This window comes from Pseudooceanicola pacificus, from assembly GCF_009789075.1.
GTDB lineage: Bacteria > Pseudomonadota > Alphaproteobacteria > Rhodobacterales > Rhodobacteraceae > Pseudooceanicola > Pseudooceanicola pacificus.
This window is the reverse complement of record NZ_WNXQ01000001.1, coordinates 128,946-154,279: the sequence shown is the minus strand read 5'-3', so window position 1 is coordinate 154,279 and position 25,334 is coordinate 128,946. Positions and strand designations below refer to the sequence as shown.

18 protein-coding genes are annotated in these 25,334 nt (G+C 70.0%); 5 read left to right on the top strand and 13 right to left on the bottom strand.

What is annotated here, in order from left to right; genetic code table 11:
• Positions 1–5: 5 nt before the first annotated feature.
• From GLS40_RS00700 to GLS40_RS00685, 4 genes are all read right to left on the bottom strand, one after another.
• Positions 6–776: a cyclase family protein gene (locus GLS40_RS00700; RefSeq protein ID WP_160380682.1), complete on the bottom strand. Its 771-nt coding sequence runs from the start codon at positions 774–776 to the stop codon at positions 6–8.
• A gap of 11 nt (positions 777–787) precedes the next feature.
• Positions 788–2,092 (bottom strand): TRAP transporter large permease, encoded by a 1,305-nt coding sequence (locus tag GLS40_RS00695; protein WP_160380681.1) that lies wholly within the window; start codon positions 2,090–2,092, stop codon positions 788–790.
• The gene (locus GLS40_RS00690) at positions 2,092–2,634 is read right to left on the bottom strand and encodes a TRAP transporter small permease subunit (RefSeq protein WP_160380680.1); all 543 of its coding nucleotides are present in this window, start codon (positions 2,632–2,634) and stop codon (positions 2,092–2,094) included. The genes GLS40_RS00695 and GLS40_RS00690 overlap by 1 nt, the downstream gene beginning before the upstream one ends.
• Positions 2,635–2,938: 304 nt before the next feature.
• The gene (locus GLS40_RS00685) at positions 2,939–4,009 is read right to left on the bottom strand and encodes a C4-dicarboxylate TRAP transporter substrate-binding protein (RefSeq protein WP_160380679.1); all 1,071 of its coding nucleotides are present in this window, start codon (positions 4,007–4,009) and stop codon (positions 2,939–2,941) included.
• A 120-nt stretch (positions 4,010–4,129) separates the two neighbouring features.
• Here GLS40_RS00685 and GLS40_RS00680 point away from each other — a divergent pair, with 120 nt between their 5' ends.
• On the top strand, positions 4,130–4,858 hold the full coding sequence (locus tag GLS40_RS00680) for a TetR/AcrR family transcriptional regulator (RefSeq protein ID WP_160380678.1): 729 nt from the start codon (positions 4,130–4,132) through the stop codon (positions 4,856–4,858).
• Positions 4,859–4,958: 100 nt separating this feature from the next.
• A complete protein-coding gene (locus tag GLS40_RS00675; RefSeq protein WP_160380677.1) occupies positions 4,959–6,170 on the top strand; it encodes an MFS transporter in 1,212 nt (403 codons plus the stop codon).
• A 152-nt stretch (positions 6,171–6,322) separates the two neighbouring features.
• Here the strand turns inward: GLS40_RS00675 and trhO are convergent, their stop codons facing one another.
• The 3 genes from trhO to recO all read right to left on the bottom strand — a co-directional run bounded on the left by trhO (position 6,323) and on the right by recO (position 10,051).
• Positions 6,323–7,234: an oxygen-dependent tRNA uridine(34) hydroxylase TrhO gene (gene trhO / locus GLS40_RS00670; protein ID WP_160380676.1), complete on the bottom strand. Its 912-nt coding sequence runs from the start codon at positions 7,232–7,234 to the stop codon at positions 6,323–6,325.
• Positions 7,235–7,522: 288 nt separating this feature from the next.
• Complete coding sequence (locus GLS40_RS00665) at positions 7,523–9,154, bottom strand: Y-family DNA polymerase (RefSeq protein WP_235905731.1); 1,632 nt, start codon at positions 9,152–9,154, stop codon at positions 7,523–7,525.
• Between the two features lie 162 nt (positions 9,155–9,316).
• Entirely contained in the window at positions 9,317–10,051 is a 735-nt protein-coding gene (gene recO / locus GLS40_RS00660) for a DNA repair protein RecO (RefSeq protein ID WP_160380674.1), read from the bottom strand.
• A 114-nt stretch (positions 10,052–10,165) separates the two neighbouring features.
• On the opposite strand from recO, the gene GLS40_RS00655 reads away from it, so the two are divergent.
• The gene (locus GLS40_RS00655; protein WP_160380673.1) at positions 10,166–10,777 is read left to right on the top strand and encodes a Pr6Pr family membrane protein; all 612 of its coding nucleotides are present in this window, start codon (positions 10,166–10,168) and stop codon (positions 10,775–10,777) included.
• A 3-nt stretch (positions 10,778–10,780) separates the two neighbouring features.
• Here GLS40_RS00655 and pbpC read toward each other — a convergent pair whose 3' ends face one another.
• The 3 genes from pbpC to GLS40_RS00640 are packed head-to-tail and all read right to left on the bottom strand — an operon-like array spanning position 10,781 to position 18,841.
• Positions 10,781–12,832, bottom strand: coding sequence for a penicillin-binding protein 1C (gene pbpC / locus GLS40_RS00650; protein WP_160380672.1), 2,052 nt, complete (start codon positions 12,830–12,832; stop codon positions 10,781–10,783).
• Positions 12,825–13,388, bottom strand: coding sequence for a putative glycolipid-binding domain-containing protein (locus tag GLS40_RS00645; protein WP_160380671.1), 564 nt, complete (start codon positions 13,386–13,388; stop codon positions 12,825–12,827). The genes pbpC and GLS40_RS00645 overlap by 8 nt, the downstream gene beginning before the upstream one ends.
• Complete coding sequence (locus GLS40_RS00640) at positions 13,385–18,841, bottom strand: alpha-2-macroglobulin family protein (RefSeq protein ID WP_160380670.1); 5,457 nt, start codon at positions 18,839–18,841, stop codon at positions 13,385–13,387. Before GLS40_RS00640 ends, GLS40_RS00645 begins: the two co-directional genes overlap by 4 nt.
• Before the next feature lie 147 nt (positions 18,842–18,988).
• Between GLS40_RS00640 and GLS40_RS00635 the strand changes: the two genes are divergently transcribed.
• Positions 18,989–21,205, top strand: a complete 2,217-nt coding sequence (locus tag GLS40_RS00635) for a response regulator (protein WP_160380669.1) — start codon at positions 18,989–18,991, stop codon at positions 21,203–21,205.
• 123 nt (positions 21,206–21,328) lie between these two features.
• Here the strand turns inward: GLS40_RS00635 and yaaA are convergent, their stop codons facing one another.
• The 3 genes from yaaA to GLS40_RS00620 form a co-directional block, all read right to left on the bottom strand.
• Positions 21,329–22,099 (bottom strand): peroxide stress protein YaaA, encoded by a 771-nt coding sequence (gene yaaA, locus GLS40_RS00630; protein WP_160380668.1) that lies wholly within the window; start codon positions 22,097–22,099, stop codon positions 21,329–21,331.
• 28 nt (positions 22,100–22,127) lie between these two features.
• The gene (gene recQ / locus GLS40_RS00625; RefSeq protein ID WP_160380667.1) at positions 22,128–24,170 is read right to left on the bottom strand and encodes a DNA helicase RecQ; all 2,043 of its coding nucleotides are present in this window, start codon (positions 24,168–24,170) and stop codon (positions 22,128–22,130) included.
• A gap of 91 nt (positions 24,171–24,261) precedes the next feature.
• Entirely contained in the window at positions 24,262–24,549 is a 288-nt protein-coding gene (locus tag GLS40_RS00620; protein ID WP_160380666.1) for a YggT family protein, read from the bottom strand.
• 130 nt (positions 24,550–24,679) lie between these two features.
• Between GLS40_RS00620 and GLS40_RS00615 the strand changes: the two genes are divergently transcribed.
• The gene (locus GLS40_RS00615; protein WP_160380665.1) at positions 24,680–25,222 is read left to right on the top strand and encodes an acyl-CoA thioesterase; all 543 of its coding nucleotides are present in this window, start codon (positions 24,680–24,682) and stop codon (positions 25,220–25,222) included.
• Positions 25,223–25,334: the final 112 nt, after the last annotated feature.

Genomic DNA, 25,334 nt, shown 5'->3' with positions numbered 1-25,334 from the left:
TCTCCTCAATCCCGGATGATGGCGACGGGGCGGCACCAGCCCGCGCTCGCCTGCTTGATCTTGACGGGAAAGCACTGCACCTCGAACCCGGTGGCGGGCAGCTCTTCGAGGTTGGCGAGCTTTTCCATGTGGCAATAGCCGCGCACCATCCCGGCGCGGTGGCCCTCCCAGATCAGCGAGGCATCGCCGGTTTCGGCCACCTTCTTTGCCGTGTGGATGAAGGGCGCGTCCCAGCTCCAGGCATCCGTGCCGCAGACCCGCATGCCGCGTTCGGTCATCCAGCAGGTCGCCGCATGGCCGATGCCACAGCCGGTTGCGACGTAATGCGGTTGGCCATAGGCGGCCCCGGCGGCGGTATTCACCAGCACGATGTCGCCCGGTTGCAGGTCATGGCCGATGCGGTCGAACTCGGCCGCGACCTCCTCGGCCGTCACCACATGGCCGTCGGGAAGGTGGCGGAAATCCAGCTTGACCCCCGGGCCCATGCACCAGTCCAGCGGCACCTCGTCGATGGTGATCGCACGTTTCCCGCCGTCCATCGTGGAATGATAGTGATAGGGCGCGTCCAGATGGGTGCCGTTGTGGGTCGACAGCTGCACCCGCTCGACCGCCCAGCCCTCGCCGCCGGGCAGGCCGTCGCGGGTCACCCCGGGGAAAAAGCCCAGGATCTGCTGCGCCGTGTCGTCATGCGCCTGGTATTCGATCTGCGGATGCAGCCCCGGCGGGTCGGCGTATGTCGTGTTTTCCAGCGCGCGGGCCAGGTCGATCAGTTTCATGTGCACCTCCTTCAGCGGCCCAGCAGGCCGATGGCAATGACGGGGAAGAGGATGACGGCGGTCAGCACCGCAGCCATGATAAGAGCAAAGGGCGCGGCGCCCTTGAAGACCTCGCCCAGGGTCACGCCCTGATCCCTGAGCGTGGCCTGCACGACAAAGACCGACAGGCCAAGCGGCGGGGTCAGCAGGCCGATTTCTACGGCGATCACGGTGACCAGGCCGAAATGCGCCACGTCGATCCCCAGCTCCTGCGAGATCGGGAAGGCCAGCGGCACGGTCACCAGCATGATAGAGCTGCTGTCCAGCACGGTGCCCATCAGCGCCACGATCAGCGCAAAGGCGAACAGGAACCCCAGCGGCCCGATGCCCGAGGCGACGGCCCATTGCGTGATCGCCCCCGGCACGCCGGAAAAGCCCAGCATCCGGCCATAGATCGAGGCGCCGACGATCAGGAAGCAGACGGCGGCGGTGATATGCCCGGTCTGGACCGTGATCCGCCAGGCCTCGCGCCCGCCGATGCGGCGCATGCCGAAGGCAAGGATCAGCGCGGCGGCGGCGCCGACGGCCCCCGCCTCGGTCGGGGTGAAGAAGCCGGTGTAGATCCCGCCCAGCACCAGCCCGGCCAGGCCGAGGACGGGCAGCATCAGGTAACCGGGCGTGCGGTCCTCGGCCCCGCCGGTGCCGCGTGGCCCGTCGAACAGGTCGGGCCGCACCCGGCCCAGCACCGTCAGGTAGACGCCATAGGCCAGCGCCAGCAGCAGCCCCGGCCCGACGCCCGCGACAAACAGGTCGCCGACCGAACTGTCGGTGAGGATGGCGAACAGGATCAGCAGCAGCGACGGCGGGATCAGCATGCCCAGCACCGAGGAGCCGGCGACCACGCCGACGGCGATGCTGCGGGCGGTCCCGGCGCGCACCATCTCGGGCACCGCGACCTTGGAAAAGACGGCGGCCGAGGCGATGGAGATCCCGGTGATCGCGGCAAAGACCGCGTTCGACAGCACTGTCGCCACGCCCAGCCCGCCGCGCCAGCCGCGCATGCCCCGCGCGATGATGGCGAATGTGTCGCGGCCCAGCCCCGACTCGCTGACCGCAAGGCCCATCAGCACAAACAGCGGCACGACCCCGAAGGTGTATTCGGCAATGGAATCGGTGGCCGCCAGCGCGACGAAGTTCAGCGCCAGCTTGATCTTGCCGGTGATCGCCCAGACCCCCAGCAGCGACACGCCCGCCAGCGCGATGGCCACATGGATGCCGCCGTAGATGGCGATCCCGATCCCGGCGAGCGAGAGGTATCCGATCGTCAGCGGATCCATCACAGGGCCCTCTTGCCGGCGTAAAAGGCCGAGATCGCGAAGGACAGCGCCAGCAGGGCCGAGCCGCCGGTGACGATGGCGAGGAAGGGCCAGACGGGCATCTGGAAGTGACCGGCGATCCCCTCCATCTCGCCCCGGGCAAAGGCGCGGGTGGCCTTTGGATAGACCGCCCAGGCCAGCATCAGCGACACCGCCACCCCGCAGAGCTGCCCGGCGCAGTCCAGCAGGGCACCGGCCCGGGGCCGACGTTTGGCCAGCAGGCCGAGGATCCCGTCCGAGCGGATCAGCTCGCCCTTGCGGTGGGTGTGGGCGACCTGCAGGAAGACGATGCCGACGATCGAGAATTTCACCATCTCGGGCACCCCGGCGATGGGATGCAGGAAGGCATTGCGCCCGATGACATCCGACAGGATCAGCACCATCAACAGCAGGATCCAGGCCGTCGCCGCCACGTTAGCCGCCGACATGATCCCGTCGGCCAGCTTCAGCGGCAGGGGGCGGGGGCCCTCGGGCTCGGGCGTGGTGTCGATGGTGTGGCTCATGTCACTGTCCTTCGGCCCCGGTCTTGTCCGGTCGTGGCGGATACGGGACGCCTGTCGGTGTCGGTGTCGGTGTCGGTGTCGGTGTCGGTGTCGGTGTCGGTGTCGGTGTCGGTGTCGGTGTCGGTGTCGGCTCTCAGTGCGGGCCGGGGCATGATCGTCCCGATCCGGCGGGCCGCAGAACCCGCCCGGATCGCCGGGCCGCCCGGGAAGTGCCAGACCGCCCCAAAGGCGGGCGCGACCGCGCCCGACTGTGGTCAGGCGCCGCCCTAAGTTGGCGAGGGCGGCACCGGGCCCGGGGCCCGCCCTATTCCGCCGACCAGTCGCGCGGCACCGTGACGCCCGCGTCCTTCAGCTTCTGCATGTAGGTCTTGACCACCTCGGTTCCGGCCAGCCCCTTGGCGTCCAGGTCCCTGGCCCATTCCATCGCGACATTGGGGATCGCATTGGCCCATTTCAGCCGCTCTTCCTCGGGCAGGACGGTGATCGTCGCGCCACCCGCTTCCATCGCCTTGAAGGCCCCGGCAACGCGCTGCTCCAGCCCCTCGCGATAGGCCTTGGCAAAGGCATCCACCCCGACCTGCAGGGCGTCCTGCACCTCGGCGGGCTGCTCGTCGAACCAGGATTTCTTGGCCACGATGGCCCCGGCATATTGCGCGCCGAACCCGGTGCGGGTGACATAGGGCGCGACCTCCTGCAGCTTGGCCGCGGCGGCGGCGGTCGGGAAGACGATGACCCCCTCGGCCACGCCTGTCTGGATGTCGTTGTAATAGGTCGTCAGGTTGCCCGAGACACCCACCGCGCCGGTGTCCTTCAGCCAGTTCACCGCCGGGCCGGGGGCATTGATCTTGTGGCCCGCCAGATCCGCCAGCGTCTTGACCGGGAACTTGGTCATCAGCAGGTAATCCTCCAGCCCGAAGCCACCGCCGAGATATTCCATGTCGTGGTCTGCCCAGAGCTTGCGCATGTCGGGGATCTCGTCATGCATCCCGTCGACGGTATCAAAGACGATATCCACATCGTCCGACCCGAAGGGCGTCACATAGGTCACGTTCTGCAGGCTCAGCAGCGACGGTTCGAACAGGGACGAGACGATGCCGACCTGCGCCAGCCCGTCCTCGATCGCCTCCAGCTCGCCGCCGACCTTGGCCAGCGTGCCGCCATAGGCCTCCAGCCAGGCGATGTCATAGGCGGTGCCCTCCAGCGCCGCGTCGACCGCGGGGATGAAGGCGTCGGTCAGGGTCTTCACCCACAGAAAGACCGGCGGATGGCCGGCCACCACGGTCACGTCGATGGTCTCGGCCCGGATCGGCCCGGCCAGCAGGGCGGCGGCGGATACGGCAAGCGCACCGCTGCGAAGCGGTTTCAGGAAATTCATGGATCGTCCTCCCTTGTGTCCCGGAAGGTCTCCGGGCGGCCGCTCCCCGGCGGCCTCGGGAAAACTATCTGAACGTACGTATAAATTGTCAAGGGGGCAGAAATGAGGGATACTGCCGTCATGAGAGATCCCGACACCGACTCCCGCGCTGATACCGGCCCGTCCGACGACACCCCGGGCGACTGCCCCCGCCCCGACGGCCGCCTGCTGCGCGGCGAGGCCACGCGTGAGCGGGTTCTCGATGCCGCCGAGCGGCTGTTCAGCGCCGAAGGGGTCGACGCCGTGTCGATTCGCCAGATCGCGGCCGCGGCGGGGGTGACCCTCGGCGTCGTCGGCTTCCACGGCGGTTCCAAGACCGAGCTGATCCGCACCGTCCTCTCCCGCCGGGTCGAGGCCCTGAACATCGCCCGGCGCGACAGGCTGGCCCGGGTGATGGCCGGCCCGGCCCCGAAACTCGACGACCTGGTCGAGGCCTACATCCTGCCCTACCTCGAATATGCCAGCCACGACGATCCGCAATGGGGCGCCTATGCCCGGCTGATCGCCCGGATCGTGGCCGATGACAGGTGGTACAAGAATGTCGGCGAACTCTATGACCCGATGGCGCGGGAATATCTCGACGCCATGCAGCAGGTCTGCCCCGAGGCGGATCGCGATGCCCTCGTCACCGCGCTGACGCTGACCGTGGCCTCGATGCTGTCGCTCGTGGCCAGCCGCGCCCGCATCGCCGGGCTGACGGGTCATGCGGGGGGCAATGCGATGGATCACCGCGACACGCTGGTGTCGTTCTGCGTGAACGGCATGACCGCGATTGCCAGCCGAAAGGGCGGTCCGCAGGACGGGCCATAGCGCGCCGTCGCCCCAGCATGCCATTTTTGCACATCCGCCGCTGCCGGCTGCGCGACATCCCGATCTTGCCGCCCGGCATCCGGCGCAATAGCGTCCCGCCATGACAGAGCCGTCCGCCCTCGACAGCGCCTATTCCTGGCGCCGCCTGATGTTCTCCCTGCTGATCGCGATCATCGGGAATGTCGGGATGTGGGCGTCGATCGTCGTGCTTCCGGCGATGCAGGCGGAATTCGGTCTCGACCGGGGCGATGCCTCGCTGCCCTACACCTTCACCATGTTCGGCTATGCCCTGGGCAACCTGCTGATCGGCCGGATCGTGGACCGCTACGGCGCCACAACCGCGCTGATCTGTGCCGCGCTGATCAGCGGAATCGGCTTCACCCTCACCTCGATGACCGGGCAGTTCTGGCTGGTCTGCGCGCTGCAGCTGGCCATCGGATTTGCCACCGCGGCCTGCTTCGGGCCGCTGATCGCCGATATCTCGCTCTGGTTCATGAAACGCCGGGGCATCGCGGTCGGCATCGCGGCCTCGGGCAATTACCTCAGCGGGGTGGTCTGGCCGGTTGTGCTGGCCGGAATCCTCGAACATCAGGGCTGGCGGGCGGCCTATCTGGTGCTGGCGGTGATCTCGGTGGCGGGGATGATCCCGTTGGCCATGACCCTGCGCCGCCGCCTCCCCGAAGAGGCCGCCGCCCGCTCCGACGCCGCCTCGGCGGAACGGGCCCAGACTGCGGGCTTTGCCCCCGGTCCGCTGACCCTGCTGCTGTTCCTGGCAGGGGTGGGATGCTGCGTGGCCATGTCGATGCCGCAGGTCCATATCGTGGCCTATTGCATCGACCTCGGCTACGGCCCCGCGGCGGGCGGACAGATGCTGTCGCTCATGCTGCTGGGCGGGGTGGTCTCGCGCCTGGTCTCGGGCGCGGTGGCCGACCGCCTGGGCGGGGTGCGCACCCTGCTGATCGGATCCTTCCTGCAGTTCCTCGCCCTGATCCTCTACCTGCCCTCGGGCGGGCTGACCTCGCTCTACCTCGTCTCGCTGGTCTTCGGCCTCAGCCAGGGCGGTATCGTGCCCAGCTACGCCGTGATCGTGCGGGAATTCCTGCCCGCCCGCCAGGCCGGTGCCCGGGTCGGCTTCGTCATCATGGGCACGATTCTCGGCATGGCCCTGGGCGGCTGGATGTCCGGCTGGATCTACGACGTGACCGGCAGCTACCGCATGGCCTTCCTGAACGGCATCGCCTTCAACGCGCTGAACCTCGGCATCATGCTGCTGATCCTCCTGCGCGCGACCCGCCGTCCCGTCCTGGCCTGACCGCCCCCTCGCTTCCTCTTGCCGGAAATATGCCGGGGGAGTCGGCCGCAGGCCGATGGGGGCAGAGCCCCCGGCCGCGCGCGCCAGCGCGCCAAGCCTCATGTGCGCCGCAGGCGCTCCGCCAGGTCACGCCCGCCGGACGGGCCGCAGACTCAGCCGTCCTCGCGCCCCAGATGCGCCTCGCCCCGGGCCTGCGCCAGGGCGATCTGCTTCTGCCGTTCGCGGAACCGCGCCTTGTCGCCCTGCGAGGTCTCGCCGATGCAGTGATGACACGAGACGCCATGCTCGTATTCCGCCCGCGCGCGGTCCCCGGGCAGGATCGGCCGGCGGCAGGCATGGCAGAGTTCGTGCGGCCCCTCGCGCAGCCCGTGCCCGACCGAGACGCGCCCGTCGAAGACAAAGCATTCGCCCCGCCAGGCGCTCTCCGCCTCCGGCACGTCCTCGAGGTATTTCAGGATCCCGCCCTTCAGGTGGTAGACCTCCTCCACCCCCTGACCCAGCAGCCAGTTGGTGGATTTCTCGCAGCGGATCCCGCCGGTGCAGAACATCGCGATCCGCTTGTTGTGGAACCGCTCGCGGTTCGCCTCCCACCAGGCGGGGAAATCGCGGAAACTGGCGGTCTGCGGATCGACGGCGCCCTCGAAGGTGCCGATGGCCACCTCGTAATCGTTGCGGGTGTCGATCACCGCGACATCGGGCGAGCGGATCAGCGCGTTCCAATCGGACGGATCGACGTAATGCCCCACCCGGGCGCGCGGATCGACATCGGGCTGGCCCATGGTCACGATCTCGCGCTTCAGCCGCACCTTCATCCGGGCGAAGGGCCGGGTGCTGGCGGTGCTCTCCTTGTGCTCCAGCCCGTCACAGCCGGGCAGGGCGCGGATATGGGCCAGGATCGCGTCGATCCCGGCGCGGGGGCCGGCGATGGTGCCGTTGATCCCCTCCTGCGCCAGCAGCAGCGTCCCGGTGACCCCCTGCGCCAGGCAGAGATCCAGCAGCGGCTGCCGCAGGCCGGCCGGATCCGGAAACCGGGTGAAGTGATAGAGGGCTGCGACGGTGAACATGTGCCGCCTGATAGCGCCAAGGCCGGGGCCGGGCAAGATGTCGGGCGCTTGCCGTGGGCCGGGCGGGATCCCTGTTGGGGGAGGGGACGAGGGGCCCCGGTCTGAGCGTTGTTTGCAGTGCCCCCGACGCGAGACGCGGCGGTCAGGTGAGACGTCGCCCCCGTTATCCGGGGAAATGCAAATGACGGAGGTGGGAGGGGGCTCTGCCCCCGCCCGCGCTGTGCGCGGACTCCCCCGGGATATTTGGGGCCAGCGGAACGAGGGGCGTCGGGATATCGGCCAGGGTGTTCAGGCAAAGCTGCCGTGGCAGAACCAGCCGGCGGACATCGTGGCGCCGTGGGCATAGTAGAGCCACAGCCGCTCACCCCCCTCGACCGTGACGCGCCAGTAGTCGCGGACCCCGGTGCGCCAGGCGGGTTCGTCCAGCCACCATTCCGGGGCGATCCGTTCGGGCCCCGTGGCCGAGAGCACGCGCAGCCGCCGCCCGCGCCAGCGGATCAGTCCGGGCGGGCGGGGCGCGTCCGGCGCGCTCACCGGCTCGGGCCGCCAGAGCAGCCGCGGACGCGGCACCGCCGGCGCGGGCCAGCCCGGCGCGGGGTCGGACCAGGCGGCGGCCAGCACGATCGCCGTCTTTTCCGGGATATGCGAGGCGCCGGGATGCAGCCGCGTCACCGCCTCCATCCCCACCCTTGCGCCGATCCGGGTCACGAGGTCGTCCAGCGCGGTCTGCGCGGCCAGCCGCTCCGACACGGCCTGCCCGGCCTCGGCATGGCCGCGGGCCTGTTCGCGATGCACCGGCTCGGTCTGCAGCGCCTCGACGCGCAGCATGTCGATGCCGAAGCCGGCGTCGATCTCGGACAGTTTCATCGCCAGCAGGGGGCGGATGCGCCCGGGGTCGTGGGTCGGGCGGGCGAGCCCCGCAGAGATCCACTGCATCGTGCCGTCGGTGCGGAACGCCTGCAGCCGGATCGTGCGGATGCCCATGCCGCGCCCCTCCAGCGTGGCGCAGAGCCGGGGCAGCAGCCGGTCCAGCGCGGCGGCGATGTCGGTTTCCAGCCCGATCGGTTCCGGCAGGGTCATCCGCACCGCATCCGCCCGCTCGGCCGGGGCGGGCGAGACCGGCTCGGGCACGTGGCCGAGCGCCTGGTCGATGCGCAGCACCAGCGCCTGGCCGAAGCGGCGGGCGAGGGGGGCGCGGGGCTGGTTCAGCAGATCCTCGACCCGCCGCAGCCCCAGCCGGGCCAGCTGCGCCAGCACCTCGGGCTCCAGCCGCAGGGCGGCCAGCGGCAGCGGGGCCAGCGCGCTGCGGGTCTGGCCCGGGGGGGCGATCCGGCCCGCCGGGGCGGCGGGGGCAGCGGCCAGCGGCGCCGGGCCGCCCTTGACCCAGTGGCGCCGCGCGGCGCGCGAGCGGGTGGCGCGGGCCTCGGCATCCACCGCGTCGCCGGTGCGGTTGTGCGCCGCCGTCCCGCCCGCGTGATGCGCCAGGGCCCAGGCCGCGCCGACGGTGTCGGCGATGCCCGCCTGCACGGTCAGGCCGAACCCGGCGCAGTCCCCGGCGATGGCCTCCATCAGCTCTGCCTCGCCGCCGAACAGATGGGCGCAGCCGGTGATGTCGATCAGCAGCGACTCGGGCGCTGTCTCGGCGATCCAGGGCGAGTATTTCCCCGCCCATCGGCGCAGCACGGTCAGAAAGGCGGCCTCGCGCTGCGGGTTGCGCAGGCGGGTGTGCAGCTCGGGGCACATCGCCCGGGCGTCGCGCAGCGGCTGGCCGGGTTTGAGTCCGGCAGCCGAGGCCGCGGCCGACAGCGACCAGAGCAGCTGCATGTTGCCGTGATCGCGCACCACGGCAAAGGGGCGCGTGTCGCCGGGCGCGGCGCGCAGCAGATGCTCCGCAGCGAGGCGCGGAAACCAGAGCGACATGATCCGCCGGGGGGCGGAGGGGCGCGGATCTTCGGGCATGACGGGCGGGCAGCATATGTTCACTATTTGTTCCAATTTACCGCTCCGGCCGCCGCGAGTCGAGTCCGCCCCCGCCCCCCGCGCGCGCCCGAAATTTCGTCGAAATTTCGGGGCCGGCCGGGCTCAGGCCCCGGCCCGCACCCGCCGCGCGAGCAGGTCCACATAGCGCTGCCGCGCCTCGGGCAGCGGCCGCGTTCCCAGTTCGGGCGCCAGCCGCGCGTTCAGGAAATACCCCGTGGTGCCAAGGGCTTCGACGATCTCGGCATCCGGCGCCTCGCCCTCGCCCCGCAGGCAGGGCGGCAGTGGCAGCATCCGGCTTTCCCATTCCCCCGCCGCCCCGCGCGCCACCGCGCGCCCCGACCGGGGCGAGACATGCACCAGCCCCTCCGTTGCCCCGGTCACCGCGCAAGAGCCCAGGTCCAGGCCGAATCCCGTCTCCTCCAGCAGCGCCAGTTCCCAGCGGAGGTAGGCCAGCGGCCAGAGCTCGCCGTCGCCCAGCAGGTCCAGCAGCATCTCGGTCCGGCGATAGAGCGCGGGATGCGCCTCGCGCTCGGGCAGGCAGAAGCACAGCAGCGCGCAGACCGCGTTCAGCCCGGCCAGCGCCATCCGGTCCGCCATCGCCGCGGCGCGCGAGCGCAGCGGCTCGACCGCGAAATGGCCCATATGCTCTTCCAGCCGCGCCTTCCACGCCAGGTCGACCTGGGCCCCGGGCTGCAGCACCGGCGCGATCCTGCGCGAGGCGCCGCCGCGCACGACTCCGGCGTGGCGGCCATGCGAGGGGGTGAAGACCTCGATGATCGCCGCGTTCTCGCCGTGCCGCCGCACGGACAGGACAATCCCGTGATCGCGCCATTCCATGCGGCAACTATCGGGCCGGGGCGCCGCCGCCGCAAGGGCCGCCCGCCCCTTCCGGCGCGTCCCTCCATGCGGCTGACCGCTTGCCCGGTGCGCCGAGATCGGCAAATCTGGGGCATGACCTTGTCGCGCCTCGCCCGCCTTTTCGCCGCCGCCGTCGCGGCTCTCGCCTGTGTGTCGCTGGTGGCGCAGTTCGTGGTCGATGCGGCCGAGCATCCCGGGGATTCGGCCCTTGTCGTGATCTGGAAGATGGCGCGCTATTTCACCATCCTGACCAATGCGATGATTGCCGCCGGTTTCGCCCGTGTCGCGCTCTCGGGCCGTGCGCTGCGCCCGGGCTGGGCCGGGGGGCTGACGCTGTGGATCGCGATCACGGCGGTGGTCTATCACCTGCTGCTGGCGCGCGAGTTGCAGGGGTTGGAGTTCTGGTCCGACCTCGGCCTGCACACGATCGTGCCCATCTGCGCCCTGGGCTGGTGGGCGGTCTGGGCCGACCGCGCCGGGCTGGGCCTGCGGGCGGCGCTGCTCTGGCTGATCTGGCCGCTGCTCTACGTGGTCTACGCCCTGCTGCGCGGGCTGTCCGATGGGACCTATCCCTATTTCTTCGTGAACCCGGACACGCAGGGCTGGGCCGGGGTGCTGGGCTGGTCCGCCGGGCTGGCCTTCGGCTTCTTCCTGGGCGGCCTTGCCGTGATCGGCATCGCCCGGCTGCTGCCGCGCCGGGGCTGAGCCCTATTCGATCCGCACCGAGACCCGGGCCGAGCGTCCCGCCGCGTCGATCACCGAGATATCGGCAAAGCCGGTGCCAAGCCCGTCCAGCAGCACCGAGCGCGCGCGTATTCCGGTGGCCAGGGGCCGTCCGTTGGCCAGCCAGGTGAAGGGCGGGCGGCCCTCGTTCACCCTGGCCGGCATCTGTCCGTCCCGCACGCTCAACACCGCACCGTCCGGCGGGAAGGCCAGCACCGGCGCGCGCGGATCGGCGACAAAGACGGCATCGCGGGCGCGGAAGCGTTTCAGCGGTTCGGGCAGCAGCGAGGCGCCGACCAGCAGGGTTTCGGGCGGCGGCGGCGGCAGGGGGGCAAGATCCGCCTTCAGCCGCTGGAAGGCTTCGAACAGGACCGGCGCCGCGACCTCGGCGCCAAAAGCGCCCGGTACGGGCGTGCCGTCCGGCCGCCCGATCCAGACCCCGATCACGTGATCCCCGTCGAACCCGATGGCCCAGGCGTCGCGGTGGCCGTAGCTGGTGCCGGTCTTGTAGGCCAGCCGGTTGCGCGGCGCGCCCACCGGCGGGGCCATCCCGGCGAGGATATGCCCCACCTGCCAGGCCGCCGCGCGCGAGATCACCCTGCGCTGGCGGACCGTCTCGCCCCCGGTCATCCGCCAAGACAGCGGGCGGGCCATGCCGCCCTCGGCCAGCCCGGCGTAGAGGGTGACGAGATCCTCCAGCGTGACGCCGACACCGCCAAGCGCGACGGCCAGCCCGGGCTTGCCGCCGGGCACGTCGGCCCGCACCCCGGCACGGCGCAGCCCGGCCATCAGGTTTTCCGGGCCAAGCGCGTCGGTCAGCAGCACCACGGGGATGTTCAGCGACAGGCGCAGCGCCTCGGCCACCCGCAGCTCGCCGCGGAACATGCCGTCGAAATTCTGCGGGGCGTAAGAGCCGAACGCCACCGGACGGTCACTGATCAGCGTTTCGGGATGCGCCAGCCCGGCGTCGAAGGCCAGCCCGTAGACCAGCGGTTTCAGGGTCGACCCCGGAGAGCGCAGGGCGCGCGTCATGTCGACATAGCCCTCGCGCTGCGCCCCCATGTCGTAACCGGCAGAGCCGACGGAGGCGAGGATCTCGCCCGTACGGTGATCCGCCGCGACGATGGCGACAGACAGGCGCGGGGCCTTGCCGCGCAGCGTGTCGCGGGCCAGGCGTTCCAGCTTGGCCTGCAGCGCGGCCCGGACCGTCAGGTCATGGCGCGGCAGGTCCGGCGCTTCGGCCAGGGCGCGGTCCGTCAGATGCGGGGCCAGGGCGGGAAAGGGGCGGCGTGCGTACGGCACGGGATCGTGCAGGGCGGCGGTGGCGGCCTCGGCCGTGATCGCCCCGGCATTGGCGGCACGTTCCAGCACCCGGTCGCGGGCAGCGCGGGCGGCGTCGCGGTCGCGATCCGGGCGGCGCGCCTCGGGCGATTGCGGCAGGGCGATCAGCAGGGCGGCCTCGGCGGGGGTCAGGCGCCCGGGCTCTTTGCCGAACCAGGCATAGGTGGCCGAGCGCAGCCCCTCCAGATTGCCGCCATAGGGCGCGTGGGTCAGGTAGAGGTCGAGGATCCGCTCCTTGCTCAGCCGCCGTTCCAGGGCCAGCGCCACGCGGGCCTGCCGCAGCTTGCCCGACCAGCGCCCGGTGCCGCTTTCCTCGATCAGCCGGGCGACCTGCATCGTCAGGGTCGACCCGCCCGAGACGATGCCGCCGTTCCACACCGCCTGCCACGCGGCGCGGATCACGGCGCGCGGGTCGACGCCATGATGGCTGGCAAAGCGCTTGTCCTCATAGGCCATCAGCATCCGCAGGAAGAGCGGATCGACCTGGTCCGTGCCGACATTCAGACGCCAGCGCCCGTCCGCCACCGTATAGGCGCGCAGCAGCGCGCCGTCCCGGTCCCGCATCTCGACCGAGGTTTCGGCCACCAGCGGCGGCAGTTCCGTCCTGTCGATCCAGTCGTCAAAGGCGTCGCGCGCAGCGGCGCCAAGGCCAAGCGCAAGGGTCAGGGCCAGCAGGGCGCGGGAGGTGCTACTCATCCACCCAGCCTTCCCAGAGGCCCGGGTAGAAGGTCACGAACCCCGAGGGGTGAAGCCGCAGAATATCCTCGTACCCGACGGAGGGCGCGGTATAGCCGACCTTGCCCGCGCCCTGCCGGTCATAGGTCTGCTCCAGCCGGTCCAGCCGGTCGAGGCCCGGCACCAGCCAGGCCGCCGGGGCCTGTTGCACGCCGCCCCGTCCCGCAAGGCGCTGCACCGGCAACAGGTTCGTCGCCGGGGTGAAGCCGAGGTCGATATCCAACAGCCCCTCTGTCCCCGGCTGGGCCACGTCGTTCAGCGCCCAGCCATCGCCCGAGGCGGCGATGCGCAGCCGCACGGCCGTTTTCCCGCACCGCCCGGTCACATCGGCCGACAGCGAGCGCCAGTCCGGGTCGCAGCGCACCGCGTAGGTCAGGCGGCAATCCACTTCGTCCTCGCGCCAGAGCGCCTGACCGGCGAGGATCCAGCCGTTGTCGACCTGCGCCAGGGTGCAGCGGTCGGTGCCTTCGCCACCCAGCCGCCGCCAGTGCGCCGTGGCCAGGGTCGCGCCGGTCATGGCGTGACCGTCACGCGCCCCGCATCGGTGCGGGCGCGGTAGCGCGGGCGGTACATGTCCTCGACCACTGCCGCCGGGTGGTGATACTCGCCCGGGCTGATGGCGCGCACGATATAGGCCAGGTCGAAGGCATTGGCCGACCGCCAGTCGACAGCGGCGAGGAACCGGTCAGAGCGGAACTCGGTCGTCTCTGCCTCGGTCGTCTTGAGCCAGTCGAGCCCCTTGATATCGCCCGAGCGCAGGATGTTCGGGTTGTCGATCTCGAACCCGGCGGGCAGGGGATCGTTCACCATCAGACGCGCGCCCGTCGCCTCGAAGGGGGTCACGGTCAGCACGGCGACCATGCGGTCCCCGGCCTTCACCGTGGCGGGCGAGACCGGATCGCCCTGCATCGTGTAGTAGGTGCGTTCGATGGTGTAGCCATAGCCGCCCGCCGCCACCGGGTCGGTGGGGATGCCGATGGTGGTGAGGGTGATGTCGGTCTGCGACGTGCCCTCGTTGCGGATCGCCATGCCCGCGGCCGCCTCGGCCTCCATTGCGCGGACGAAGGGGCCGTCGACGAGAGCGCCGTTCAGCGAGAGCCCGGCGACGGTGGGATCGTCGACCAGCGCCTTGGCGGCCAGCAGCGACCATGCGCTTTCCTGGGTCGACATCGGCCCGTCGACCGCGCCGATGCGGCTGGCCAGGGTTGCGGTGTCCACGGCGTTGGACCCGGCTTCGACCGCCAGCGACAGCAGGCCCGCCGCATCGCGCAGGTTGGTGCCGTAATCGGTGCGATAGACCTGCGCCTCGGCGGCGGCGTCCTTTTGCGCCAGCTTGCGCGCGGCGATGGCGAACATCGCATCCGCCCGCGTCTGATCGCCATAGGCGGCCAGCGCCGCGCCCAGTTGCGCAGCGGCCAGCGGGGTGGCGAAATCCTCGCCCTTCACATCCGCATAGTAGCGCAGATCGCCCATCGAGGCCGCGCCCTCGCGCGCCAGAACCATCAGGGCATAGGCCAGGTCCTCGCCCCCGCCATTGGTCGAGGCGTCGAAATCGGGGGCATAGTTGATGCGGTTGCGCAGGTTGTCCATCGCGGTGCGGAAGGCGATGTCGGGCACGGCGTAGCCCTCGGCCCTGGCGCGGCTGAGGAAGTCCGAGACATAGGCGTCGAGCCAGAAGTCGCCCGAGGACGCACGCCAGAGGCCAAAGGCCCCGTTCGATGCCTGCCGGGTGAGGATCCGGTCGATCGCCTGGTCGACGCGCAGCCGGATGGTCGACTGCTGGCCCAGCCCCATGGCCTCGGCCACGGAGGACAGATACAGCAGCGGCATCGCCTTGGAGGTCACCTGTTCGGTGCAGCCATAGGGATAGCGGTTCAGCGTCGCCAGCAGCGCGGGCGCATCCAGCCGCGCAAGCGGCCCGGCCGAGACGATGGCCTGCCCGGTGCCCGGCATCAGCCCGGCAAAGACATTGCCATCCAGCGTGAAGGTATCGCCCGCCGCGAGGCTAAAGCGTTGCGTGGTCGACACCTCAGGGTCGTTGGCCCGCACCGGAACGGTCAGCGTCTTGGTCAGCTGCTTGCCGTCCGGCGTGGTCAGGGCGACACGGATCGCATGATCGCCCACACCGGAGGCGGTGATCGGCAGGCGGACGACCTGCTTGCCCTGCTCCGTCAGGTCGATGCCCGAGGGCGCGCCGGCGCCAAGCGCCACGCCCGTTGCCGTCACGTCCAGCCCCGCGCGGCCCACCGGGCCCGAGGCATGCACGATTTCCAGCATCAGGGTCGAGCTGTCGCCCGGCTGCAGGAAGCGGGGCAGGGTGGCGGTGACCACCACCGGGTCGCGCACCAGCACATCGGCCTGGGCCGAACCGACGCCGGTCGGCGACCAGGCCAGTGCGGCCAGGCGGACGGTGCCGTTGAATTCGGGCATGTCAAAGGTGACGGTGGCGGTGCCATCGGGGCCGACCTGCACCGGGCCGGTGAAATAGGCCACCAGCTCTTCGGTCGGGGGCGGGCTGTCCATCGCCATGCGGTTCGACCCGTCACCGCCCGAGCGGACCTGCCCCATGGCGCCGTTCATCCCGTCGATCAGCCGGCCATAGAGGTCGCGGATATCCATCCCCAGCCTGCGCTGGCCGAAATAATGGTCCTGCGGATCGGGCGTCTTGAAAGAGGTGAGGTTCAGGATCCCCACATCCACCGCCGCGACGGTGACCCAGGCGGTTTCGCCCTCTGCAATCCCCTCGACCCGCACCGCGGCGCTCAGCGGCCCGCGCGGATCGCTTTCGGCGGGGGCGTCAAAGCTGACGGCCAGGGCTTTCTCGCCGGGATCGACCTTGGCATAGCTCAGCCCCATCGACCGGGCCGGATTGTGCCCGGCAGCGATATCCATCGGCCGGATGACCGAGGCGGTGACATAGGCCCCCGCGCCCCAGTCGTCCGAGACGGGCAGTTCGATCAGGTTATCGCCCTCGCGCACCTCGACCGCTTTCATGTCGATCAGACGGTTGGACATCACCGTCACCAGCGCGGTCCCGGCATAGCGCGGCACAAGGCGCAGCTGCGCCGTCTCGCCGATGGCATAGGCGGGCTTGTCCAGCGACAGATCCAGCGTGTCGGGCGTGGTGGTGGTGTCGGCCGGGGCGTACCAGCCGGCGTAGAAATCCATCGAGGCGCCGATGGGCGCGCCGTCGGCGCGTTCCACGATCACCTCGTATTCGCCCCATTCCACCGGGGCGCTGATCTGCACCGGATCGGCGCCCAGCGTGGCGGTGCCGGTGGCCACCTCGGTGCGGGTGGTAAAGGGCTCCCACTGCCAGTTGCCGTATTGCTGATACCACTGGTATTCGGTCCGCACGCGGTTGACCGTCCAGGTGACGGGCATCGGCACCGGCGTCATCTGAGGCCCGAGCGCGATCAGCGAAAAGGCGGCGTCAGAGCTTTCGGGCACCACATCGTCAAACTCGGGCCGGATGCCGATGACCGGGGTCAGGGGCGCCAGAAGGCGGGTCATGCGACGTTCCACCGGGCGGCCGGATCCCTCCAGAACCCGGGTGGTGATGCGGGCCTCCAGCGGCGTGTCGGGCGTATCCTCGGGCTGCGGCAGCGCCAGGTCCACAATGGCGCGGCCCTGATCCGAGGTCTCGACAGTCCCGAACCCCTCGGTCCGGGGGTAGAAGGTCGTGTCGTGCCGGCCGAAACGGTAGCGCGGGAAATCGGGCAGCGAGGGTTTCGCGGTCAGCGTGACCTCGCCTTCGACCTTCAGCCCGCCCGCCGGGGCGCCGAAGAGGTATTTCGCCTCGATTGCCATCGGCGGCGTGTCGTTCAGGGTGATCGGCCCGTCCGGCAGGGTCATCTCGAAATCGATGCGTTCCGGCAGGAAATCCTCGACCAGCACCTCGGTCGAGCGCAGGGGCGCGGCGTCGAGATCGGCCTTGATGTCGATCCGCCAGGTTCCGCGCGGCGCGGTCGAGGCGACGGGCATCGCGAAGACATGGCCGCCCGCGACCGCATCGGTGGATGTCAGGCGCGCATATTCCACCCCGTCGGGCCGGGTCAGGATCGCGGTCAGCGGCAGGCCGTCGATGGCATGGGCCACACCGTCCCGGGCCAGGGCCGTGGCATGGATCACCTCGCCGGCGCGATAGGCGCCCCGGTCGGTGGCCAGGAAGACGTCGATGGGCGGGGCGGGCTCGCGCCCCTCGACCCCGCGATCGGACAGATCGAAGGCCGGGTCGGTCAGCGACAGGAAGGCCAGATCGTCCGTGCCCGAACGTGCCGTCACCAGCGCCGGTTCGGCCCCGCCCTTGCCCAGGGTCAGCCCCTCGGCAAAGCTGGCATAGCCCCGGGCGTCGGTGGTCGCGGTGCCCAGCACGCGGTTGGCACGCGACAGCAGCGCGACCTCGACGCCCGGCATGGCGGCGGCATCGCCCAGGCCCCGGACAAAGACATGCAGCCCGTCGGTGCCCGACAGGGTCGTCATCCCCAGATCGGTCAGGATGAACCACTGGGTCGCGGGCTGGTTTTCATAGGGATCGGCGCCGGGGATCGTCGCGGTCAGCGCATAGGCGCCGGGGGTGAGGCCCGACAGCACCTCGCCGAGCGGCAGGCGGGTCGTCATCTCGGCATTGATCTCGTTCTGCACCGCGCCGGTGCCACGCCAGACCTCCTCGGCCACGTCGCTGGCGAAATCGCCGTCCTCGTATTCGTAGATCGGACGCGCGAAATAGCTGTTCTGGATCGCCCGCAGCAGGTTGCGGTCGACCACGCGCCGCAGCTTCAGGTCGACCGAGTCGAGGTTCACCGTCTCGATCGGCAGCGCGGCCTCGCCGCTGGCGGGCAGCACATAGGCCCGGCCGGGGAAACGCACCATGGGCGAACGGTCGCGGATGTAGAACCGCAGCTCGACATCCTTGGCCAGCGTCTCGCCCGAACGCGCGGGCATCCCCTCGCGGAAGGTCACGGTATAGCGCTCGCCGTGGGTGCCGCCGGCGATGCAGATCTGGTTGCCATCGGCCTCCACCGCCATCGACTGGTCGGGCAGGCGGACGAAATCGGCATAATTCACCCCGGTTTCGGCCAGGGGCTCGGTAAATTCGGCGCAGATCCGGGGGCGAGCCTGGTCGCTGTCGACGCGATGCTCGGTGATGCGGAAGCCGTATTTGGCAATGGCGTTTTCCAGCGCGGCGGTCGTGTCCTCGCGCGGTTGCAGGCGTTCGGCCAGGCGCAGGGCGGGGATCATGTCGCGGCCGCGGTCGTTCTGTTCGAAGGCGACGGCCAGAACGGTCAGCGTGTTGACCCGGGTGGCCACGGCCTCGGCGCGCAGATAGCCGTTGATCGCGGCCAGCATCGCGCGTTCGCGATAGCGGCGACGGTCCTGGGTATTGCCGGTCTGGACCTCCAGCAGAAGGCGGCCGAATTCCGCCCACTGGTCGGGGGAATCCGACCGGGCCACCGCGCCGCCCATCCAGCGCATCGCGTTCAGGATGTCGCCCGAGGCGCGGGCATTGCGCGAGGCCTGCAGCATCGTCTGCAGGTCGTACTGGCCCGAGGGATGTATCCAGCCGATCTGTTCCGCCAGATCCCGCGCCTTGCGCAGCGTGCTGTCCCCGGCAAAGCCCAGATCGGCCACGCGCGCGCCGGCCAGGGCGGTGACGGCGGGGGGCATGGTGAACATCTCGGCCGAATGCGCGCCGTCGAAGGGGATGCGCTCGCTGACGGTCGATTTCGGGAAACAGGCCCGGGATTTCGCGTTGTAGGTAAAGGCGGTGCAGGCCTCCAGCGCGGTACAGGCGCTGCGGCAGGCCTCGAACGTGGTGTCGAACAGGCTTTGCAGATCCGAACCGGGGAAGTCGGTGTTCATCGTGACCACCATGCGCTTTTGCGGCAGGGGCTGGTCGGCTGCGGTCTGGGCGAGGCCGGGCAGGGCCGTCAGCACCAGGGCAATTGCGGTGGACAGAATACGATGCATGGTATTGCTCCTTCCCAATGTGCTCAGGGTCGCAGGCACCGCGTGCTTGCGCAATGATTCCCGCCCCGGTGCCCTGGCATGAACGTATTATTCACCAAGTTGACTGAGGCTGCCGGTGTGGAATTCCTTACCCGGGGGCAGACAGAGATGACCCTTGCCAGCAAGCTCTCGCAGGAGCGCCGGGCCCGGCTGGCGGCGGAACGGCTGCTGGAGCAGAAGCAGGCAGAATTGCAGGCCGCCAACCGCAAGCTGGGCCGCCACGCGCAGAAGCTGTCGGAGGAAATCGTCGAGACCCGCGCCCAGGTGCAGACGGTGCGGGACGAAAACCAGCGCTACCGTTCCGACCTGAGCGTGGCGCAGGAAAAGGTGCTGATCGCCGAACGCCGCCTGTGGCATTCGATCGAGACGATCCGCGACGGGTTTGCCTTTTTCGACCAGGACGGGGTGATGATCGGCGCGAACCGGGCCTGGACCGGCGTCTTCGACGGGATCGAGGCGGTCCGCCCCGGCATCACCCTGGTCGAGATGTTGCAGATCGCCACCGAAGAGGGGATCGTGAACATCGGGGACGAGGATCCCGCCCGCTGGCGCGCCCGAATGATGGCCCGCTGGCACGAGCCCTCGCCCGAACCCGTGGCCCTGCGGCTGTGGAGCGACCGCTACGTGCGGGTGATCCACCAGCGCGGCGCGGGGGGCGACGTGGTGGGGCTGGCGATCGACATCACGGCCACGGTGCTCTACGAACGGCGGCTGCGCGATGCCCGCGCCAGGGCCGAGGCCGCGAACCGGGCCAAGAGCGCCTTCCTCGCCAATATGAGCCACGAGATCCGGACCCCGATGAACGGCGTCGTGGGCATGGCCGAACTGCTGGGCGATACCGCGCTGAGCGAGGAACAGAAGCTGTATGTCGACACCATCCGCCAGTCGGGCGAGGCGCTGCTGGTGATCATCAACGACGTGCTGGATTATTCCAAGATCGAGGCCGAGAAGCTGGTGCTGCATCCCGCGCCCTTCGACCTGGAGCGCACGATCCACGAGGTGGTGATGCTGCTGCAGCCCGCCGCCCGCGACAAGGGGCTGGACCTGCTGGTGGATTACGACCTGTTCCTGCCCACCCGCTTTGTCGGCGACCGGGGGCGGGTGCGGCAGGTGCTGACCAACCTGATCGGCAACGCGGTGAAGTTCACCCCCGAGGGGCACACGCTGGTCCGCGTCGTCGGCCTGCCCGGGGCCGATGGCACGGCGACGCATCTGCATGTCACGGTCGAGGATACCGGCATCGGCATCGCGCCCGACAAGCTGCCGCTGATCTTTGACGACTTCAGCCAGGTGCAGGGCAGCCACGACCGCCCGTTCGAGGGGACGGGCCTGGGGCTGGCGATCACGCAGCGCCTGATCGGGTTGATGGGCGGGCAGGTCTGGGTCGACAGCGAGCCGGGGGTCGGTTCGGCCTTCGGCTTTCGCATCAGCCTGCCCCAGGCGGCCGAGGAGACGGGCGCCCCGCCGCCCGAAGTGCCAGAGGGGCTGCGCCGGGTGCTGGTGGTCGACGATCTGGAGGTCAACCTCGCCATCCTGACCCGGCAGATGCAGACGCTGGGGGCCGAGGTCATCCGCTGCCATTCCGGGGCCGAGGCGCTGCGCCGGCTGGACGGCCAGGTCGACCTGGTGCTGACCGATCACAACATGCCCGGGATGGACGGGCTGGAACTGGCCCAGGCGATCCGCGACCGGGGCGATCCGGTGCCGGTGGTGATGATCAGCTCGAACCCCGGCCCGGCAGAGCTGGACCCGGCACGCCGCCACCTCGCGGCGGTGCTGCAGCGCCCGACCCCGCGCAGAGAGCTGTTTCGCGTGCTGGCCGGTGTGCTTGCCCCGCCCGCGCCGGTCTTTGCCACGCGACGCGCCGTGACCCCGGCGCCACCGGCCCCGCCCGCGCCCGAGGGGCGCCGCCTGTGTCTGCTGGCGGCCGAGGACAACGCGACCAACCGCACGGTCTTTGCCCGGATGCTGCGCGGAGCCGGGATCGACCTGCATTTCGCCAGCAACGGAGAGGAGGCGGTGGCGATGTGGCGCGACCTGCGGCCCGATATCGTCTTCATGGACATCTCGATGCCCGGGGTCGACGGGAAAGAGGCGACCCGCCGCATCCGTGCCGCCGAGGGAGACGGAGACCATGTGCCCATCGTCGCGATGACGGCCCATGCCCTGGATGGCGACCGGGACGAGATCCTGGCCGCCGGGCTGGACCACTACCTGACCAAGCCGATGCGCCGCGCCGCGATACACGAGGCCATCCGCGCCCTGCGCCCCGATGGCGTGGCCGATCCCTTTGCCGCGTCAGAGGAAATGGATGCGGCGGGGTAGGCGGATCATGTGGCCGGGCAAGGGGGCACCGGCGCACCGCGCGCTGACCCCGGGGCCAGCCCGCCGCGCCGGGGCGGGTTGCCGCTTTGGGGCGGGTTGTCGCCGTCCGCGGTTCTGGCCGCCTCAGCCCTGGCGCGGGCGGCGGAAGACGGGGGCGTCTGGGGCCGAGGCATCGGCATCGTGGCGGTAGCCGTCCACATCGAACCCTGCGATATCCCCGGCCCGGGTCACGTCGTTGCGGATCAGCCAGCCCGCCAGCGCCCCCCGGGCGCGTTTGGCGAAGAAGCTGATCGTCTTGGCCCCGGTGCCTTCGCCTTCCAGAAAGACCGGGGTGATCACCCGCAGGCCCAGCTTTTTGACCTGCACCGCGCCAAAATATTCCTGGCTGGCGCAGTTCACCAGCGTGTCGGTGCCCAACTCCTCGGCCTGCGCCCTGAGCGCCTTTGCCGGGGTGTCGCGCCAGAAGTCATAGAGGTTCGTCCCGCGCCGCGTCCTGAGGCGCGAGCCCATTTCCAGCCGGTAGGGCTGGATGCCGTCCAGTGGCCGCAGCACCCCGTAGAGCCCCGAGAGAATGCGCAGCCGCTGCTGCGCCCGCGCCATCTGGCCCGGGTCGAAGGTCCAGGCCTCAAGCCCCTGATAGGTGTCGCCGGCAAAGGCGAGCACGGCGGGGCGCAGGTGATCCTTGGCGGGCGCGGCGTCATAGGCGCGGAAGCGGTCGCGGTTCAGCCGGGCCAGGTCGTCGCTGAGGTCCATCAGCCCGCGCAGGTCGCCCAGCGTCAGGTTGCGCATGGTCTTGGCCAGGCGCAGCGCCTCCTCCGCGAATTGCGGTTCGGTCATCTCGACGGCGCGTTCGCTCCAGTCGAGCCGCTTGGCGGGTGAAATCACACTCAGCATCAAGGCCCCTTTCGTTGCGGACCACGATCTAGCTGTCGGACTGCAGAACGTCCAGAAAGGCCGCGCCGAAACGTTCCGTCCGCTTGTCGCCCAGCAGGCGTTCCAGCGCGGCGGCATTGCCGGGGCGGCTTTCGGCCACCTTGGCGATCTGCGAGGCAGAACAGGACATCGGCTTGGCGATCCCGTCCTCGCCCCGTGCCAGCCGGGTCTGCGCCTCCATCAGCCTGTCATAGAGCGTTCCGGCCTCGCGCCCGGCCAGCTTGCGCCGGGTGGGATGCAGGGCTTCGGCCTCGCCCGACACGACCTGCAGGAAATCGGCGCCGTAGCGGTCCAGCTTCTTGGCGCCGACACCGTTGACGCGGGCCATTTCGTCCAGCGTCCGGGGGCGGGTCTCGGCGATCTCGATCAGCGTGCGGTCGGGGAAGATGACATAGGCGGGCACCTTCGCCGCCTCGGCCAGGGCGCGGCGCTTGGCCTTGAGGGCGGACAGCAGCGGCTCGTCCTCCTCGCTCACCAGCGTCTTGACGGCGGGGCGGCGGTCCTTGCCGGCGGCCAGGCTGTCCTTGCGCATCAGGATCGTGTCCTCGCCCCGCAGGATCGGGCGGGCGGCCTCGGTCATGGTCAGCGCGCCGTGGCGGTCGGGATTGGGGCGCACGAGGTCATGCCCCAGCATCTGGCGGAAGATCGCGGACCATTGCCGCCGGTTGAACTCCTGCCCCACGCCAAAGGTCGGCAGCTGGTCGTGCCGCCGCTGGGTGATCTTGTCGGTGGTGGTGCCGGTCAGGATGTCGGTCAGATGCCCCGCGCCGAACCATTCCTCGGTCCGCAGGATGGCCGAGAGCGCCTTGCGCACCGCCTCGGTCGCGTCGAAGGTCTCGACCGGGGTATCGCAGAGGTCGCAGTTGCCGCAGGTCACCTCGGTCTCGCCGAAATAGCGCAGCAGGCGGGCGCGGCGGCATTCCAGCGCCTCGGCCAGGCCCAGCAGGGCGTTCAGTCGGGCGTGGTCGGCGGCGCGGCGTTCGGGCGGGGCCAGCCCCTCGTCGATCTGGCTGCGGCGCAGGCGGATGTCCTCGGGGCCGAAGAGGGTCAGCGTCTCGGCCGGGGCGCCATCGCGCCCGGCGCGGCCGATCTCCTGGTAATAGGCCTCGATGGATTTCGGCAGGTCGGCATGGGCGACCCAGCGGATATCGGGCTTGTCGACCCCCATGCCGAAGGCGACGGTGGCGACCACGATCAGCCCGTCCTCACGCGAAAAGCGGGCCTCGGCGATGCGCCGGTCCTCGGGGTCCATGCCGCCGTGGTAGTGGATCGCACTGTGTCCGTCCTCGCGCAGGGCCTGGGCCAGGGTCTCGGTCTTGGCGCGGGTGCCACAGTAGACGATGCCCGACCGGCCGCGCCGCGCGGCGGCGAAGTCGAGGATCTGGCGGCGCGGGCTGTCCTTGGCGCCAAACGCCAGGTGGATGTTCGGCCTGTCGAACCCGCGCAGGAAGGTTTCCGGCTGCACCCCGCGGAACAGGCGGGTGACGATTTCGTCCCGGGTTTCGGCATCGGCCGTCGCGGTGAAGGCGGCGACCGGCACGTCCAGCGCGTCGCGCAGCTGGCCGATGCGCAGGTAATCGGGGCGGAAATCATGGCCCCACTGGCTGACGCAATGCGCCTCGTCCACCGCGATGCGGGTCACGCCGATCCGGCGCAGCATCCGCACCGTGCCCTCCGAGGCGAGCCGCTCGGGCGCGAGGTAGAGCAGTTTCAGCCGGCCGTCCTCGATGGCGGCCCAGACGGCATCCGTCTCTTCCGGCGTGTTGCCCGAGGTCAGCGCCCCGGCTTCGACCCCCGCTTCGCGCAGGGCGCGGACCTGGTCCCGCATCAGCGCGATGAGCGGAGAGATGACAACCGTCACCCCGTCGTCCATCAGCGCGGGCAGCTGATAGCAGAGCGACTTGCCCCCGCCGGTCGGCATGATCGCCAGGGTGTCGCGGCCCTGTGCCACGGCATCCACGATTTCGGCCTGTCCGGGCCGAAACGCGTCGAATCCGAAAATCTCGCGCAGAAGGGGGGCAGCGTCCTGCATCGGGCCTGTTTCTTGGTTAATCCGCTCTCGGTGGGACTGTCCCATAACGAGATTCGGTAAACAAGGTCAGGCCGGGCCGCAGGGCCCCCGGTCAGACGAAAAACGCGACGTTGTTGGCCAGGATGATGCGCAGCGCGTAGATGCCGATCAGCACCACCAGCGGGGCCAGGTCGATGCCCGACATCGACGGCAGGATGCGGCGCACCGGGCGGTAGATCGGTTCCACGATGCGGTTCAGCCCGTACCAGATCTGCGCGACGAACTGCTGACGCAGGTTCAGCACCTCGAAATTGATCAGCCAGCTCATGATTATGTGGACGATGATGAAGAACCACACGACGTCGAGGATCAGCATGAGGATCTGGAAAAGCGATTGCACGGGTGCGGTCTCCTTCGCGGCTGCGTGACAGAGGTAGGCAATGCGGCCGCGCGAGGCAAGTACGACGCGAGGTCGCGGTTGACGCGGCGCCGCGGTGCGGCAACGGTGCCCGCGAAACCTGGAGGTGCCGATGTACCCGTTCCTTCGCATGACATTGCAGCTGGCGCGGTGGCGCAAGCAGGCGCTCGATCCCTGGGGCACCCATGTCTCGCGCCACCGGATCCTGCCCTGGGACCTGGACATGTTCGCCGAGCTGAACAACGGGCTGACCCTGACGATCTACGACCTGGGGCGCATTCCCTTTGCCTATCGCACCGGGGCATTCCAGACGTTCAAGAAGAACGGACTTTACCTTACCATCGCCGGGTCCTGCATCCGCTATCGCCGCCGGATCACCGGGTTCCAGCTGGTCGAGCAGCGGACCCGCATCGCCGGCTGGGACAGCCGGTTCATCTATTTCGACCAGTCCCTGTGGGTGGGGGATGACTGTGCCGGGCAGGGGGTGTTCCGCGCGGCCATCGTGCGCAACGGAAAGATGGTGCCCCTCGAAGAGGAGGTGATCCCCCTGCTCGATTCCGAGTCGATCCATGCCAACCGGCCGCATCTGCCCGGCTGGATCGCCGCCTGGGCCGAGGCCGAGGCAAAGCGCCCCTGGCCGCCCGAAGCCGTCTGACCGGCGCGGGGCAGGGACGGGCACGCGGCGAGGACAGTTGCAGCGCAATGACCGGCCCCGGGGCAAAGACGGGGGCGCGGCAAAGCTGGTCTTGCCAGCGGCGGGCAACCCG